The organism is Chloroflexota bacterium (assembly GCA_009840625.1).
Lineage (GTDB): Bacteria > Chloroflexota > UBA11872 > UBA11872 > VXNJ01 > VXNJ01.
Genome location: VXNJ01000009.1, coordinates 37391 through 52984, shown reverse-complemented (window position 1 = coordinate 52984; position 15594 = coordinate 37391). Strand labels below are relative to the sequence as shown.

Annotated in this window: 8 protein-coding genes; 3 read left to right on the top strand and 5 right to left on the bottom strand. The window is 65.2% G+C overall.

Going from position 1 to position 15594, the window contains the following annotated elements:
• Window positions 1-40 precede the first annotated feature (40 nt).
• The 4 genes from F4X41_05960 to dnaG all read right to left on the bottom strand — a co-directional run bounded on the left by F4X41_05960 (window position 41) and on the right by dnaG (window position 9645).
• Complete coding sequence (locus tag F4X41_05960) at window positions 41-1522, bottom strand: glutamate synthase subunit beta (GenBank protein ID MYB16564.1); 1482 nt, start codon at window positions 1520-1522, stop codon at window positions 41-43.
• A complete protein-coding gene (gene gltB, locus F4X41_05955) occupies window positions 1512-6077 on the bottom strand; it encodes a glutamate synthase large subunit (GenBank protein ID MYB16563.1) in 4566 nt (1521 codons plus the stop codon). Before gltB ends, F4X41_05960 begins: the two co-directional genes overlap by 11 nt.
• Window positions 6078-6196: 119 nt before the next feature.
• Window positions 6197-7291: an RNA polymerase sigma factor RpoD gene (gene rpoD / locus F4X41_05950; GenBank protein ID MYB16562.1), complete on the bottom strand. Its 1095-nt coding sequence runs from the start codon at window positions 7289-7291 to the stop codon at window positions 6197-6199.
• A 530-nt stretch (window positions 7292-7821) separates the two neighbouring features.
• Window positions 7822-9645 carry a DNA primase gene (gene dnaG, locus F4X41_05945; GenBank protein ID MYB16561.1) on the bottom strand — a complete coding sequence of 608 codons (1824 nt, stop codon included), beginning with the start codon at window positions 9643-9645 and terminating at the stop codon, window positions 7822-7824.
• 157 nt (window positions 9646-9802) lie between these two features.
• Between dnaG and F4X41_05940 the strand changes: the two genes are divergently transcribed.
• On the top strand, window positions 9803-10660 hold the full coding sequence (locus tag F4X41_05940; GenBank protein MYB16560.1) for a phytanoyl-CoA dioxygenase family protein: 858 nt from the start codon (window positions 9803-9805) through the stop codon (window positions 10658-10660).
• A gap of 134 nt (window positions 10661-10794) precedes the next feature.
• Window positions 10795-11421 carry a GNAT family N-acetyltransferase gene (locus F4X41_05935; protein ID MYB16559.1) on the top strand — a complete coding sequence of 209 codons (627 nt, stop codon included), beginning with the start codon at window positions 10795-10797 and terminating at the stop codon, window positions 11419-11421.
• Here F4X41_05935 and F4X41_05930 read toward each other — a convergent pair.
• Window positions 11418-14069 (bottom strand): pyruvate, phosphate dikinase, encoded by a 2652-nt coding sequence (locus F4X41_05930; GenBank protein MYB16558.1) that lies wholly within the window; start codon window positions 14067-14069, stop codon window positions 11418-11420. The genes F4X41_05935 and F4X41_05930 overlap by 4 nt on opposite strands.
• 188 nt (window positions 14070-14257) lie before the next feature.
• Here F4X41_05930 and F4X41_05925 point away from each other — a divergent pair, with 188 nt between their 5' ends.
• Window positions 14258-15481 carry an MFS transporter gene (locus F4X41_05925; protein ID MYB16557.1) on the top strand — a complete coding sequence of 408 codons (1224 nt, stop codon included), beginning with the start codon at window positions 14258-14260 and terminating at the stop codon, window positions 15479-15481.
• Window positions 15482-15594 lie beyond the last annotated feature (113 nt).

Sequence of the window (15594 nt, the reverse complement as noted above, 5' to 3'; positions counted from 1 at the left end):
GCGGACCGATGCCAAACGGCCGCGCCGGCGGCTGGAACGGTTAGCGCCCGACCCCCAACTCGCCGGTGACGGCGCTGGCCGGAAGACTGGTCTGACCGGTCAGGTACCGGTCGATGCCACGCGCCGCGTCGCGGCCGTGGGCGATCGCCCAGACCACTAGCGACATTCCGCGGTGTACGTCGCCGCAGGCGAACACCCCCGGCGTGGTCGTCATCATCTGGTCATCAATTGCCACCATGCCGCGGGCGTCGAATCCCACCCCCAGTTGTCCGAGCAGGCTCTCGCCGTGCGCGCCGGCGAAACCGATCGCCACCAGCACCAGGTCGACATCGATCGAGAACTCGGTGCCCGGCATCCGGATCATCCGGGGACGGCCGCGCTGGTCCTTCTCACCCCAGGCCAGCCGGATCGCTTCGAGCGCGGTCACCTGGTTGTCTTTTCCGACCAGCCGCTGCGCCAGAACGTTGAAGTTGCGGATCCCACCCTCGTGGTGGGCGGGGGTCGTGCGGGTGCGCAAAATCGCCGGCCAGTACGGCCAGGGATTGTCGGGGGCCCGCTGCTCGGGCCACTCGTGGATGTCGAACTGGTGGATTTCGGCCGCGCCCTGGCGGATGGCGGTGCCCAGGCAGTCGGCGGCGGTGTCGCCGCCCCCGATGATCACCACCTTCTTGTCGCGGGCGGTCACGAACTCAGAATCGGGGATCTCTTGCCCCAGGTTGCGGCGGATCTGCTGGCAGAGATAGTCCATCGCGTAGACGACCCCGTCCATGTCGTAACCGGGGATGGTGAACGAGCGCGGGTAGTTGGCCCCGGTGGCCAGGCAGATCGCATCGAAGCGGGCGCGCAGTTCTTCACCGGAAATGTCGGTGCCGACGTTGACCCCGGTCTCAAACTTGACGCCTTCCTGTTCGAGCTGGTCGACCCGGCGGAAGACAACGTCCTTCTCCAGCTTGAAGTCCGGGATGCCCAGGGTCAGCAGCCCGCCCGGGTACTCATCGCGCTCGTACACGACCACCCGGTGCCCGCAGCGGTTCAGCTGTTGCGCCGCCGCCAGTCCGGCCGGCCCGGAGCCGATGACCGCGATACTGAACCCGGTCCGTTCGCTGGGCGGTTCGGGCCGGATGAACCCGTTCTCAAAACCCCAGTCGGCGATCTCGCGTTCGATGTGCTCGATCGTCACCGGGTCCGCATTGATCGCCAGCACGCAGGACTCTTCGCACGGCGCCGGACAGATGCGTCCGGTAAATTCCGGGAAATTGTTGGTCGAGTGCAGGACCTTAAGCGCATCACCCCAGCGCTGCCCGTATACGTGGCGGTTAAAGTCCGGAATCTTGTTCCCCAGCGGGCAGGCGGTATGGCAGAACGGAATGCCGCAACCCATGCAGCGCGACGCCTGCCGCGACGATTCATGCGGATCGCGTTCCAGGTAGATGTCGCGCCAGTCGCCGACGCGAGCATCTATCCCCCGCTGCGGGATTCCCCGCCGCGGGTGGCTCAGGAATCCGGAGGGGTCAACCGTGATGGACAAGCTCCATGGCGGCGCGTTCCTCGTCTTCGCTGCGGGCCGCGCGCTCGGCCAGCACGCGCTTGTAATCGCGCGGCATCACCTTGACGAAACCCGCGGCCAGGTCGTCGAAATCCTCCAGCAGTTCGCGCGCGGGGTTGCTGCCGGTGCGCCTGAGATGCTCCTCAAGAAGGCCCTTGATCGCCTGCAGGTCCTGTCCGTCGGGTGTTTCCAGGTCGACCAGTTCGGTATTGCAGCGTCCCCCGGCAAGGCGATTCTCGGGGTCGAGAACGTAGGCGATGCCGCCGCTCATTCCGGCGGCGAAATTGCGACCGGTGGGGCCGATCACGACCACCACGCCGCCGGTCATGTACTCGCAGCCGTGGTCGCCGACCCCCTCGACCACCGCGGCCGCGCCCGAATTGCGCACCGCGAACCGCTCGCCGGCCTGTCCGCGCACGAACGTCCTGCCGCCGGTGGCGCCGTAGAGCACCACATTGCCGACGATGATGTTGTCCTCGGGCAAAAAGCCGGCGTTGTGCGGCGGGCGGATGGTGATGGTCCCGCCGGCCATGCCCTTGCCGAAATAGTCGTTGGCGTCGCCGACGATGCGGGCGTCGATGCCGGGGGCCAGGAAGGCTCCGAAACTCTGCCCGCAGGAGCCGCTCAGATCCAGCCGGATGGTCTCGGCCGGCAGTCCCTCGCCGCCGTAGCGGCGCGCAATCTCGCCCGAGAGCATGGTCAGGAGGGTTCGGTTGGAGTTGCGCACCGCGAATCGGGCGCGCACCGGCCGGCACTCCTCCAGGGCGGGGGCGGCGGTCCGGATGATTTCGTTGTCCAATGCATGATTGAGGCCGTGCTGCTGGGCAAACATCCGAAAGTGGCCAACGTCGTCAGGTACTTCGGGTTGGTGGAGCAGACGGGAAAGGTCGACCCGCGACGTCTTGGAGAGTCCGACGTCCTGCCGCGGGGTCAGCAGATCGGCCCGCCCGATCATTTCGTCGACCTTGCGGATGCCTAGCGCGGCCATGATTTCGCGCAGATGGCGCGCGATCATGAAGAAGTAATTGACGACTGCCTCGGGCCGGCCGGCGAACCGCGCCCGTAGAACCGGATCCTGGGTGGCGACCCCGACCGAACAGGTGTTCAGGTGGCACTTGCGCAACATGATGCAACCCAGCGTCACCAGCGGCAGGGTCGAGAATCCGAACTCTTCCGCGCCGAGCAGGCAGGCGATCGCCACGTCCCGCCCGGTTCGCAACTGGCCGTCGGTCTGGACCACGATCCGCGACCGCAGGTCGTTGGCCAGCAGCACCTGGTGGGTCTCGGCCAGTCCCAGCTCCCACGGTAGCCCGGCATGTTTGATCGATGACCAGGGTGAGGCCCCGGTCCCGCCCGAGTCGCCGGAGATCAGGACCACGTCGCCGAATCCCTTGGCCACACCGGCGGCGATGGTCCCCACCCCGACCGCGGCCACCAGCTTGACGTTGATCCGCGAGTAGGGGTTCACGTTCTTGAGGTCGTGGATCAGCTGGGCCAGGTCTTCGATCGAGTAGATGTCGTGGTGCGGCGGCGGCGAAATCAGCTCCACGCCCGGTGTCGAGTGGCGGATCCAGCCGATGTATTCGTCCACCTTGCGCCCCGGCAGCTGGCCTCCTTCGCCGGGCTTGGATCCCTGGGCCATCTTGATCTGCAGGTCCGTTGCATTGACAAGGTAATCGGTGGTGACTCCGAAACGGCCGGAGGCCACCTGTTTTATCGAGCTGTTGCGCCAAGATCCGTCCGGGTCAGGCTTGTACCGGCGGTGGTCCTCGCCACCCTCGCCGGTGTTGGACTTTGCCCCGATCGAGTTCATCGCCACCGCCAGCGCCTCGTGCGCCTCCTTGGAAATGGCGCCCAGCGATATCGCGCCGGTGGCAAACCGCTGTACGATCTGTTCCTCGGGCTCGACCGCCTCGAGCGGGATCGGATCTTCGGCCCAGCGGAAATCCAACAGTCCGCGCAGGGTGGTGGCGCGGCGGTCTTCGATTTCGCATTGAGCGGCGAATTCCTGGTAGGTCGGATAGCTGTTCGCCCCGGTCGCCTTCTGCAGCAGAGCCACGGTGGCCGGATTGAGCATGTGCCGCTCGCCGTCGCGGTACCACTGGAAATACCCGCCCGGATCGAGCTCGAGGCTTCCCGCCAGGCCGCCGTTCTGCGGGTAGGCCGCGAGCTGGCGCCGGGCGTAGTCTGCCTGCAGTTCGTCGATCGAAATCCCGCCGATGCGAGTCGGAGTCCAGTTGAAGTAGCGGTCGACGAATTCCTGGGAGAGCCCGACCGCTTCGAAGATCTGGGCACCCTGATAGCTGCGCGCGGTCGAAATGCCCATCTTGGACATGATTTTGAGAACGCCTTTTTCCAAGGCCTTGACATATTTGGCGAGGGCATCGTCGGGCGAATGCGAATTGAGCTCGCCGGCCGCGCCGAGGGCGCGGATCGAATCGAACGCCAGGTAAGGGCAGACTGCCTGGGCACCGTAACCGAGCAGACAGGCCACGGAATGGACATCGAGGGCTTCGCCGGTGTCGGAAATGAGCCCGCAGGCTAGGCGTTGCCCGGAACGGATGAGGTGGTGATGGACTCCTGCCACGGCCAGCAGGGCGGGCATCGGCGCCCGGACCGAGTCGGCCGCGCGGTCCGATAGCACCAGGATCGTGCACCCGTCGGCCAGGGCGGAATCCACCTGGTCGAACAGATCGTCCATCGCCCGGGCAAGCGCGCCCGGGGAGTCGACCGGTCCGTAGAGGGTGTCCAGAGTGCGGGTTTTCAGCCCCGGCCGGTCAAGCGCCCCGACCCGGGTAAGGGTGTCCTCGCCGACAACGACCGAATCCAGGTGCAGCAGGCGGCACTGTTCGGGACCGTCGGCCAGGATGTTGCCGTGCGCTCCCAGCAGGGTGTCGATCGCGGTGACCAGTTCTTCGCGGATGGCATCGACCGGCGGGTTGGACACCTGGGCGAACAGTTGCTTGAAGTAGTTGAACAGCGGCTGCGGCTGCTCGGAAAAGACAGCCAGCGGGGTATCAAGGCCCATCGATCCGATCGGTTCGGCGCCGGCCAGCCCCATGGGTTGCAGGATCGCGGTCAAATCCTCGAACGTGTAGCCAAACGCGCGCTGCCGGCGGCGCAGTTCCGGTTCCGAAGGAGTGGATTCCGGGAGAAGCCGCGGCAACGACTCCCCGTCCAGAAGGTTCTCCTCAAGCCAGCTGCCATAAGGATTGGCCCCGGAAAGTTCGTCCTTGACCGCCCGGTCGTTGACGATCCCCTCGCCGTCGGGGTCTATAAGGAGGATCTGGCCCGGGGCCAGGCGCCCGCGTGAGCGCACGTTGGCAATGTCCAGGTCCAGAACCCCGGTCTCCGAGGCCAGTACCAGGCGACCGTCCCAGGTTTCGGTGTAGCGGAAAGGCCGGAATCCGTTGCGGTCCAAGAGAGCGGCGATACGTCGCCCATCGGTCGTAACCAGCAGCGCCGGTCCGTCCCAGGGTTCCATCAGGCAGGCGTGATAGCGATAGAAATCGCGCATCTGCGGCGGAATCGACGCGTGGCGCTCCCAGGCCTCGGGAACCATCATCAGCATCGCCTGGGTGAGCGGTCGCCCGGAGCGGACCAGCAGCTCCACGACGTTGTCGAAAGCGGCGGTGTCGGAGGAATTGGGGGTAACGATCGGAAAGAGCTCGTCGCCCAGGTCGCGGTAATCGGGGTGATCAAGGACCGCCTCGCGCGCCGCCATCCAGTTCACGTTGCCGCGGAAGGTGTTGATTTCACCGTTGTGGACCGTCATCCGATAGGGGTGCGCCAGGCGCCAGGATCCGAGCGTGTTGGTCGAGAACCGCGAATGCACGATGGCGAACTGCGCCAGCATGCGCGGGTCGTCGAGGTCGGGGAAGAAGCGCCGCGTCTGGGTCGAGATGAGCATGCCCTTGTAGACGGTGGTAAGCACCGACAGGCTGCAGATGAAAAACGTCTCGGGATCGGTCAACCCCAGCCGCCCGGCGCGGGCTTCGACCAGTTTGCGGGTGATGAAGAGTTGCCGCTCGGCAACGTCGGGGTCGGCCAGCTGGGCGTCGGGCAGGGCGATGAACACCTGCTCGATCCCGGGCAGCCTTTCGCGGGCCAGCCGGCCGAGGTGACCGCGGCGGATGGGGACCTGGCGCCAGCCCAGGATCTTCTGGCCCCTTTCAAGGGCGACCTCGGCGACCAGTTCGCGGCAGGCGTCGGCCTCGGCTTCCTCGGCGGGCAGAAATACGGACCCGACTCCGTAGCGGCCGGCCGGCGGCAGATTGATGCCGACGGCTTTGGCGCTGGGCCGGAAGAACTCGTCGGAAATCGGCAGCAGAATGCCGGAGCCGTCACCGGTCAGGGGGTCGGCGTTCTTGGCCCCCCGGTGGGCCAGGTTTTCGAGGATCGTCAGGGCGTCGCTGACCAGGCCGTGGGTGCGCCTGCCTTTGAGGTCGGCAATGGCGCCGACGCCGCAGTTGGCGTGTTCGAACGCCGGATCCCAGAGACCCGGATGGCGGCGGTTGGCGGTGCTGGTCAATTTGGCCAATCAAACCCGCATGGCGAGGGATTCAGAGAAGTTGTGCCGTGGCCGACGCCGCCCGTTCCCCGCACCGTCGCGGGGAAAGGAATTTTAGGCGGTGCCGCGGGGGCGGCCCCCTAGGAGACCATCGGCGCGCGGCCGACCGGGTTTTCGATGTAGTCCTGCAGGGCCTGCGCGCGTCTCGGATGGCGCAGCTTGCGTATGGCCTTGCTCTCGATCTGCCGGATCCGTTCCCGGGTAACGTCGAACCGCTGGCCCACTTCTTCCAGGGTCCAGGTGCGCCCGTCGCCGATCCCGAACCGCAGCATGATCACATTGCGTTCGCGCTCGTCTAGTTCACGCAGCACGCGCAGCACCGCGTCCTGAAGGTTGCGGTGGGCGGCGGCGTCCGCCGGTGTCACGATCGACTGGTCTTCGATAAAGTCGCCCAGGTGGCTGTCCTCGTCTTCGCCGATCGGCGTATCGAGCGAGACCGGTTGCTGGGCCACCTTGCGAATCTCGACCACCTTCTCGACGGTGATGCCGAGCGCGTCGGCCAGTTCCTCGTGGGTCGGCTCGTGGCCGTTCTCCTGCAGCAGTTCGCGGGTCTTGCGGATCAGTTTGTTGATCGTCTCGACCATGTGCACCGGAATGCGGATCGTGCGGGCTTGGTCGGCGATGGAGCGGGTAATGGCCTGCCTGATCCACCAGGTCGCGTAGGTCGAGAACTTGTAGCCGCGCCGGTAGTCGAACTTCTCTACCGCGCGCACCAGGCCGATGTTGCCTTCCTGGATCAGGTCGAGCAGCGACATCCCCCGGCCGGTGTATTTCTTGGCGACCGACACCACCAGGCGCAGGTTCGACTTGATGAGCCGCTCGCGGGCCCGCATGCTGCCGGCCTCCATCTGCCGCGCGAGCTTGACCTCTTCGCGCGCGGTCAGCAGGTTGGCGCGTCCGATTTCGCGCAGGTACATCCGGACCGGATCTTCGAGCGATCCGGTCGAGGAAGGGGTCGGCGCCACATTCGTGGGGACGGTTTCGCGCTGCTCGGTCGCCGCCCGCGGCGTTTCTGGCTCCAGACCCTCGGAGAGGATTTTGACGCCCTCGCTCATCAGGCGCTGGTACAGGTCGTCGACCTGGTCCATCTCTTCCTCGACTTCCGGGATTACCTCCAGGATGTCGTCATAGGTGACGTAACCGTCGCGCTTGCCCTTGGTCACCAGGGCTTCCATTTCCGACGACAGCTCCGAGGAGATTTCGATTTCGTCGGCTTCGGGCGGCTGGGCGCGGACCTCGATGTGCTCGGCGGTCAGTTCCCTGTGGAGCTTGTGGGCGGTCCCGAACTTGTCGATGTCGACGTCGGGAAAGACCTCGAAAAGCTCGGCGTGGGTGACCCAGCCGCGTTCCTGCCACTGCGCCAGCAGGGTTTCGAATGGAACTTCTTCAGGTTGCGAATTGGGGACGTCGGGCGGGGCAGGCGACTGGTTGTTCTGGTTGTCCGGAACGGGTTCGGGCCCTGCCGCGGCCCCGTTGGCTCCGGATGTCTTCGACTTGCCTTTTACCTTGGTCGCCAAATTACTCTCCGCTCCCGACGCGTCCGCCGCACTTTCCAGGTCCATTTGCTCGCCGTTTAGAGCTTTATCCCAAGCGGGTTCAAACGGCCGCAATCAACCCTGTGCGGTGGGCGTCCAAATCCCACGCAATACTTCTCTCCACCAGAGAGGCGACCATCACCACGTCGTCGGAGTGGGTCGAAAGGATTCTAGGTCGAAATTGACAACCTGTTGATCTGCTTGTCAATTTCCTGGCGTTGTCGGACCAGGTCGCTCATTGTCAAACGCGCCTGGTGTTGGACTTGTGGGTTGGTTTCATCGTTCGCCACAAGCGACGCGCGAGTGGCTTCCGCCAACAGCCATCTCTTCCGAACTTCCAAAACTAATCGAGAAATGTCAGCCTTTAGTTGTTCGCTGGATTCGACACTTGGCCTAGACGAGTTCAACCTATCCAGGTGGTCAAGGTATTCGCGCCCCTGCTCACCCAGCTGGCGACCGAGATGGTCATTGGCTGGTTCGGATGAATGCAGACGCACTAGAACCTCAAACGCCGTACGAGCTGCGGCCCCTTCGAGCGCTGCCAGCGGCAATTCGAAATGCCCAAGAGCATGGCGCAGCGACGAGGGATTACGCATCGCTAGGGCGCACAATTGATCTTCGATCGGTACCCCAACGAGTTTCTCGGTGCTTGCTGGGGCCCCCATCTCCTCGGTCGATCCGCCCCTGGAGCGCCGGAGGAGTTCGGCCTCGATGGCTGGTACGGGCATTAACAATCTCTCGGCCAGGGCGGAGATGTAATCAGATCGCGTGACCGGATCACCGCGGATCAATCGGCTCAAGTATTTGAGTCCCTCTTCTAAGGCCCGAGTTCGTCCGCGCCGGGTGTTAGTTTCAGCCGACGCCATGATCTCATCGAACAAGTACGCAGAAAGAGGGGCCGCGCCCGCAAGCAAGCTTTGCCAGCGGTGAGGATCGGAGTTGATGACATCGTCCGGATCTTGACCCTGCGGCATTGGGGCGATCTTGATTTCGGCATTCAACTGACCTTCTTGCCAAACGAGGGGGCCCAGGAATTCGTCCATTCGTTCCAGGTTGCGCCGCCCGGCCGCCCGACCGGCGGCGTCTCCGTCCATGCAAATGACGATTTGCTCAACGCTCCCAACAATCTGGCTGAATTGTGGTTGAGTGAGCGTCGTCCCCATCGCGGCGACGACGTTTTCGAACCCGGCCGCGTGAGCGGCGATCACGTCGGTGTAACCCTCTACTACGACCGCCTGCCGCTGCCGCCTGAGCGCAGTACGGGCCAGATCCAGTCCGTACAAGAGGCTGCTCTTGTCGAATATTTCGGTGGTGCTGGTGTTTACGTACTTCGCCGGATCGTTTCCGAGCGTCCGGCCGCCAAAGCCGCGCACCGAGCCATTTTGGTGTCGAATTGGAAACATCAGCCGGGCGCGGAAGGCGTCGTAGAGGTTTTCGCGCTGTCCCTCGCGCACCAGCCCGGCCGCCAGCAGGGTCTGCGGTGCGATGCCCTGGCCGGTCAACGCCGACAGCAGGCCGTCCCAGGATTCGGGAGCCAGCCCGAGCCTGAACCGGGTTTGGATTTCGGACCCGATTCCGCGCCGGCGCAGGTAGTCGCGCGCGGCCTGTCCGTGTTGGTGCTGCTGGAGTTGTTGCTCGTAATGCCGGCTGGCGGCCTCAACCGCCCCAATGAGCGAGTTGATGTATTCGCGCCGTGCCGGATCGCCGCCGCGCGGGGCGAGCCTCACGCCGGTCTCCTCAGCCAGCCGCACCAGGGCCTCGCGGAAGGTCAGGTTTTCCATCTTCATCAGGAAGGTGAACGCGTCTCCGGCCTCGCCGCAGCCGAAGCACTTGTAGTTACCTGAATCCAGAAACACGAAGAACGACGGGGTGCGCTCGTCGTGAAAGGGGCAGCGGCCGCGCAGATGCTGGCCGGAGCGTTGCAATTGAACGTGCCGCCCGACCAACCCCTCTATTGAAAGGCGGGCCTTGATCTCATCGATTTCGCCGGCCATTGGCTATCGGCATCCCCTTCCTTGACCTCTAATTTTGGTAACTTTCGGACCCGGAATCGGAAATGCCGGCGCTTCCTTCCGAGGTATTGCAATTAGAAATGGCCGCGCGGGCGTATCGTCCATACTTGCCATATCCGGGCGATTTGGAGGGCACCAAATGGGGCGAGATTTCGGGTCTTATCTGCTCAGCGAGGAAGAGCGCGAGAGATTCGAGCGCGATGGCTATATTCGCTTCCCTGGAGCCCTTGACGCGGAGCTGAACGCGAGATGCGTTGCGGCTGTCGACCGCGCCTGGGCCGAGGGCTTTGAGGGCGACCTGCGGCTCGATAAGTCGATTACGCAACGGTTCAACCTGCTCGGATTCATTGGCCACGATCGGCTTTTCTTCGACCTGGTCTGCTACGAGCGGATCCTGCCCAAGATGCTTGGGATTCTGGGCTGGAACATCTACCTGTATCACTCCCACATGACCGTTTCCGGGCGCGAAAGCGGGACTTACGACCCCGGGGGATCGACTTGGGGATGGCACCAGGATTCGGGTCAGCTGAACAATGACCTAGAAACCGATCCGCGTCCCCGGATCTCGGTCAAGGTCGCCTATTTCCTTACCGACGTGTCCGAACCGGGCCGCGGCAACTTCTGGGTTGTTCCGGGCTCGCACCTGCGCAACCGGATCGAACTTCCGCCGGGTGGCCGGGGCCAGCCCGAGGGAGCAGTTCCGGTACTCGCCGAACCCGGCGACGCGGTGGTGTTTGACCGGCGACTCTGGCATTCGGCGACCCCCAACTACTCGGACATTACCCGCAAGGTCCTCTTCTACGGGTACGGTTACCGCTGGCTTCATGCCCGCGACGAAATGATCTATCCGCCCGAGTGGTTCGAGCAGGCCGACCCCATCATGCGGCAGATGCTCGGGTTCTCGTCCAGCAACCACGGACGGACCTCGCCCAGCCCCGAGGACGTGCCACTGCGGGCCTGGATGGAAAAGCACGCTCCTCAATTAACCAGCGCGTGAGGCACGGCCGTCAAGGCGGCCGGGATACCGCCGCGCCGAGTCCGCCGACCGGAAACTCGACGCTGCTGATTCGCAAGGGGCGCCGGAGCGATGTCGATCGGGCGGCTCCCCTGCTGTACGAATCTTCAGAGCCAATGGCGGCGGCGGCATTCGGGCTGGGCGACACCCGCTGCGCCCTGCGCGCGGTGGAGCGGATGTACCTGCTACGCGGGAACCTCTTTGCCTGGGACGCTTGCGACGTGGCCGAAATCGACGGCCGCGTCGTCGGAGTACTGGCCAGTTGCCGGATCGGTGAAATGCGCGGCCGCAATTTGGCCACGATCGTGCCTTTATTGAGAAGCCTTGGGCCGCTCAGGTCGCTGGCGCTGCTGCGCCGCGGTCTCATTCCCACCGGCCTCGGACCGCGCTCGATGGTGCCGCGCGCGCTGCGCCGGCGCGGGGAACCGCCAATGGTGAATCTGGCCGCTTCCTCAGGTCATTACGTCAATGCGCTGGCGGTCGCCGATAAATACCGCCGGCTCGGCATCGCTCGAAGATTGGTCGGCCGCGCACACGCGGCGGCGAGCGCCGAAGCCCCCGGTTCGATGGTCGTGAACGTATTCGAGTTCAATGCCGCGGCCCGTGATTTCTACCGCGGACTCGGTTACCGGGAAGTGCGCCGCTTCGAACCGAAGAATCCGGAATTCACAGGGACTTCCGCGGCGATACTGACCCTCCAGGCCGACTTGCCCGGTCCAAAAGGTCGGCCGGCGCTCAGCTAGACGTCGCGGGCCAGGTCGATCCCCACCGCCTGCGCGGCGGCCAGCCGGGCGACCGGCACCCGATAGGGTGAACAGCTAACGTAATCGAGCCCGATCTCTTCGCAGAACGCGATCGATTCCGGGTCGCCGCCGTGCTCGCCGCAGATTCCGATCTCGATATCCGGGCGGGCGGCCCGGCCGGCGTTGCTGCCGAGCCGCATGAGTTCGCCGACGCCGATAGCGTCGAGCACCTGGAACGGGTTGCGCGGCAGGATCTGGTCCTCGACGTACTGGAGCAGGAATTTGCCTTCGGCGTCGTCGCGCGAGATGCCGTAGGTGGTTTGGGTCAGGTCGTTGGTGCCGTAGCTGAAGAATTCGGCCACCTCAGCGATCTCGCCGGCCGTAAGGCAGGCTCGCGGGACCTCCATCATGGTGCCGAACTTGTACGACGGCGACCGACCGCGTTCGCTGGCCACCGCCTCAGCGGTCTTGCGCAGGTTGGCCTCGACGGTGCGCAATTCGTTGATGTGCCCGATTAGCGGGATCATGATCTCGGGGTGGGCGTCGACGCCTTCTTCCTCAAGTTGGATGGCGGCCTCGACGATCGCCCGCACCTGCATCTCGTAGATCTCGGGGTAGACGATTCCGAGGCGGCATCCGCGCAACCCGAGCATCGGGTTCTCCTCGTGCAGGTCGCCAACGCGGCGGACCTTTCGCTCGGCGGCGGCCAGTTCGGCCGGTTCGGCGCCGCTGTCGCGAAGCTCCTCGAGTTCTTCTTCGACCCCGGACAGGAATTCATGCAGGGGCGGATCCAGCAGCCGGATCACGACCGGCAGCGACGCCATTGCCTTGAGAATCCCGTAGAAGTCGGCGCGCTGAATGGGCAGCAATCGGGTCAGGGCGGCGCGGCGGTCGGTTTCGTTTTCGGCCAGGATCATGTCCTGGAAGATCGGCAGGCGGTCTTCCTCGCGGAACATGTGCTCCGTCCGGCAGAGCCCGATTCCCTGGGCGCCGAAATCGCGCGCCTGGGCTGCTTCCTGAGGGGTGTCGGCGTTGGTCCAAACCTGCAGCCGCCGCTGCCCGTCGGCCCAGCCAAGCAGGGTCTCCAGCTCGGGGGTAATCTGGCCGGGAATCAGCGGCGCTTCGCCGAGGATCACGTTGCCGGTTGAGCCGTCCACGGTGATCGTGTCGCCGGCGTCCACCTGCGTCGATCCGGCCTGGAACCGGGCGGTTTCCAGATCAATCCGCAGCTGCTCGCAACCGACCACCGCCGGCAGTCCAAGGGCGCGGGCCACGATCGCGGCGTGCGAGGTGGCCCCGCCGCGCGCTGTCAGGATTGCCCTTGCGACCGCCATCCCGTGGAAGTCGTCCGGGGACGTCTCGGGGCGAACCAGGATCACGTCCTCGCCGGCGCGACCGCGTTCGGCGGCCTCATCGGCGTCGAATACGACCCGGCCCACGGCGGCGCCGGGAGACGCGTTCAGGCCCACGGCAACCGGTTCCACCGCGACGGTTGGGTCAATCTGGGGATGCAGGTGGGCGTCGACCTGGGCCGGTTCTACCCGCGCCAGCGCGGTGGCGCGGTCGATGATGCCTTCGTCGGCCATGTCGACCGCGATCTTGACCGCGGCCCGTGGACTGCGTTTGCCGGCCCGCGTCTGCAGCATCCAGAGCCGGCCTTCCTCGATCGTGAATTCCAGGTCCTGCATGTCGCCGTAGTGCCGCTCCAGCCGTTCGGCGTTGGCCTCGAACTGGGCATAGACCTCGGGTAACTGGTCGGCCAGGGTGGCGATCTGGGCCGGCGTACGAACTCCGGCGACCACGTCCTCGCCCTGGGCGTTGAGCAGGTACTCACCGAAGAGCTCGCGATCGCCGGTCACCGAATTGCGCGTGAAGGCAACTCCGGTCCCCGAGTTCTCGCCCATGTTGCCGAAGACCATCGTCTGCACGTTCACGGCCGTGCCCCAATCGTGCGGGAGGCCGTGGAAGTTGCGGTAGTCGACTGCGCGCCGTCCGTGCCAGGAGTTGAAAACTGCCCGGATCGCCCCGTGCAGCTGGTCCATCGGGTCCTCGGGAAACGCGATGCCGGTCTCGGCTTCTATCAGTTGCTTGAAGTCGTCGGCGACCGCGCTCCAATCGGCGGCGCCAAGTTCTGCGTCTTCGGTCTTGCCGAGGCGGTCCTTGTGGCCCTGGATGACGTGCTCAAATCGCCGGCTTTCCAGACCCAGAACGATCGAACCGTAGCCCTGCACGAAGCGACGGTAGGAATCGTAGGCGAACCGGGACTGCCCGCTGCGCTCTTGCAGACCTTTGAGGGTGGCCTGCGAGAGACCCAGGTTCAGAACCGTGTCCATCATCCCCGGCATGGAGACCCTGGCACCCGAGCGGACCGAGACCAGCAGCGGGTTGGCGGGATCGCCGAATCGTTTGCCGGTTTCGCTTTCCACTGCGCGCAGGGCGGAATCGATCTGATCCTCGAGGCCCTCCGGAAACTGGCCCGAGCCGTCAAAGTAAGCCCGGCAGGCGTCGGTGGTGATCGTGAACCCCGGGGGTACCGGCATGCCGGACCGGGTCATTTCGGCGACTCCCGCTCCCTTGCCGCCCAGCAGGTTGCGCATGGACTGGTCGCCTTCGTTGAAGAGATAGACCCATTTGGTCGATTGGGACATGCGAAAACTCCGGGGCAGTCGGGGTGGCGGCGGAAGGGGCGGCGGTGCCGGGCGAACGCGTGGGCTGCGAGGCTTTGGCCGGCGTCCGGCCCAAGGTGAGCGGAAAATTTTATGGGCAGCCGGGTTCGAACCGCCAAGGCCCGCATAATCGGTTGAAGCGGCCGATCCCGCCGGGCGGGAACTGGCAAATGGCCGCCCGCGTCCTGCTCGGAAGGTTTCATTTGCGGATCAACCGCGGCCTTGCTGCCATCCTTCCGGCGCACTTCGGGATCGACTTCATCACCTTTGCGGTCAACATCCTTTTCCCGCTGCTGGCGACGAAGCTGGACCTGAATTTCACCCAGGTTGGCATAGCGGCCGGCCTGCACATCGCCGCAAACGGGCTCTCACAACCGGTGTTCGGGCTGCTGGGAGACCGGATCGGGAGCCGCCGACTGCTGGCGGGCGGGATATTCGTGCAGGGCCTATTCATCGGCCTGGCCGCGCAGGCACCGACCTACTGGCTGCTGCTGGCGTTTCTACTGGTTTCGGCGCTGGCTTCAGGTGCCTTCCACGCCCTCGGGCTAGAGGCGGCCAACCGCTCCTCCACAACCGGGAAAGGATCGGCGGTCGGGCTTTTCTTCCTGGCCGGCAACACCGGATTCGCGGTCTCGCCGGTGGTCACCGGGTTTTTCGTCGAATCGGCCGACCTGGGGCTCAGTTTCCCGCTTTACCTGATCGGGTTCTCGGCCTTGACGACGAGTTGGTTCCTGCTGCTCACGCGCGCCGGCAAACGTCGTTCGGCGTCCGCCCGGCCCTCCGATGCCGCCCCGCCAGCGGGTGGGGTGCTCTACCGACTGCTGGCGCCGCTGGCGGCGATGTCGGTGTTCCGCGGCCTCACTTTCGGCGCCGCACCGGTCTTCGTTCCGTTCGCTTTCCTGGAAAGCGGGGCCTCGCTTACGATCGCCGGGCTGGCGCTCTCGGTTTTTTCAGCCGGCGCCGCCACCGGCGTGTTCGGCGGCGGCTGGCTCTCCGACCGCCTGGGGGCCAAGGCGGTCATGGCGCTGCCGCTGTTGCTGGGAACGCCCCTTTTCATGCTGATGGTCGTCGACATCGGGTCGCCGCTCTCATTCGTGGCCGCGTATCTGGTGGGATTCACGGTCCAGACGCCGCAGACCCCCAGCGTGGTGATGGTCCAGCAGGCGATGGCTTCGCGCATGGGAGCGGCATCCGGATTGGCGCTGGGCTTCATCTTCTCTATCCAGGCGGTCGGTCAGGCGGCGACCGGGGTACTCGCCGACGAGTTCGGGCTGCAGCTGGCGCTGGTGGCAATCGGATTCATGCCGGTCCTCGGGTTCTTCTGCACGCTGGCCGTCCCCGGACCGATGCTGGAACGCAATCCGTGGGCCAAATCGGCCGCCGTCACGCCCTGAAAACGCCCTTCCCGGAAGGCAATTGACGGCCCGCCCAGAGTGCCCCCAAAAATAGAATTGCGGTGGCGGCGCGGGCTCGGCTGGGTGCGATTCATGCCTTCGGGCCTGGACCA

Excerpts from the sequence above, each read along its gene's own strand:
- rpoD (MYB16562.1), bottom strand. The coding sequence starts at position 7,291 with ATGGAAGCCCTGGTGACCAAGGGCAAGCGCGACGGTTACGTCACCTAT.
- dnaG (MYB16561.1), bottom strand. The coding sequence starts at position 9,645 with ATGGCCGGCGAAATCGATGAGATCAAGGCCCGCCTTTCAATAGAGGGG.
- F4X41_05940 (MYB16560.1), top strand. The coding sequence starts at position 9,803 with ATGGGGCGAGATTTCGGGTCTTATCTGCTCAGCGAGGAAGAGCGCGAG.
- F4X41_05935 (MYB16559.1), top strand. The coding sequence starts at position 10,795 with ATGGCGGCGGCGGCATTCGGGCTGGGCGACACCCGCTGCGCCCTGCGC.
- F4X41_05930 (MYB16558.1), bottom strand. The coding sequence starts at position 14,069 with ATGTCCCAATCGACCAAATGGGTCTATCTCTTCAACGAAGGCGACCAG.
- F4X41_05925 (MYB16557.1), top strand. The coding sequence starts at position 14,258 with ATGGCCGCCCGCGTCCTGCTCGGAAGGTTTCATTTGCGGATCAACCGC.